The organism is Stenotrophomonas sepilia, from assembly GCF_003244875.1.
GTDB lineage: Bacteria > Pseudomonadota > Gammaproteobacteria > Xanthomonadales > Xanthomonadaceae > Stenotrophomonas > Stenotrophomonas sepilia.
This window is the reverse complement of record NZ_LXXZ01000084.1, coordinates 1-1,170: the sequence shown is the minus strand read 5'-3', so window position 1 is coordinate 1,170 and position 1,170 is coordinate 1. Positions and strand designations below refer to the sequence as shown.

Sequence of the window (1,170 nt, the reverse complement as noted above, 5' to 3'; positions counted from 1 at the left end):
CGCACCAAGCCGCACGTCAACGTCGGCACCATCGGTCACGTCGACCACGGCAAGACCACGCTGACCGCCGCACTGACCAAGATCGGTGCCGAGCGCTTCGGTGGCGAGTTCAAGGACTACTCCTCGATCGACGCCGCGCCGGAAGAAAAGGCGCGTGGCATCACGATCTCGACCGCGCACGTCGAATACGAATCCCCGACCCGTCACTACGCCCACGTTGACTGCCCGGGCCACGCTGACTACGTCAAGAACATGATCACCGGTGCCGCCCAGATGGACGGCGCGATCCTGGTGTGCTCGGCCGCTGACGGCCCGATGCCGCAGACCCGTGAGCACATCCTGCTGTCGCGCCAGGTCGGCGTGCCGTACATCGTCGTGTTCCTGAACAAGGCCGACATGGTGGACGACGCCGAGCTGCTCGAGCTGGTCGAGATGGAAGTGCGCGAGCTGCTGAGCAAGTACGAGTTCCCGGGCGACGACACCCCGATCATCGCCGGTTCGGCCCGTCTGGCGCTGGAAGGCGACCAGAGCGACATCGGCGTGCCGGCCATCCTGAAGCTGGTCGACGCGCTGGACAGCTGGATTCCGGAGCCGGAGCGTGCGATCGACAAGCCGTTCCTGATGCCGGTGGAAGACGTGTTCTCGATCTCGGGCCGCGGCACCGTGGTGACCGGTCGTATCGAGCGCGGCGTGATCAAGGTTGGCGACGAAATCGAAATCGTCGGCATCCGTCCGGTGCAGAAGACCACCGTGACTGGCGTTGAAATGTTCCGCAAGCTGCTGGACCAGGGTCAGGCAGGCGACAACGCTGGCCTGCTGCTGCGCGGCACCAAGCGTGACGACGTCGAGCGTGGCCAGGTGCTGGCCAAGCCGGGCACGATCAAGCCGCACACCAAGTTCGAAGGCGAAGTGTACGTCCTGTCGAAGGACGAGGGCGGCCGCCACACCCCGTTCTTCAACGGCTACCGTCCGCAGTTCTACTTCCGCACCACCGACATCACCGGCGCCGCCAAGCTGCCGGAAGGCGTCGAAATGGTGATGCCGGGTGACAACGTCAAGATGGAAGTCACCCTGATCAACCCGGTGGCCATGGACGAAGGTCTGCGCTTCGCCATCCGCGAAGGTGGCCGTACCGTCGGCGCCGGCGTGGTCTCGAAGATCATCGAGTAA

Annotated in this window: 1 protein-coding gene; it reads left to right on the top strand. The window is 64.8% G+C overall.

Features of this window, described 5'->3' with window-relative positions; all coding sequences use genetic code 11:
* The coding region (gene tuf, locus A7X97_RS17050; RefSeq protein WP_095377057.1) for an elongation factor Tu at positions 1-1,170 on the top strand (1,170 nt) is incomplete at its 5' end.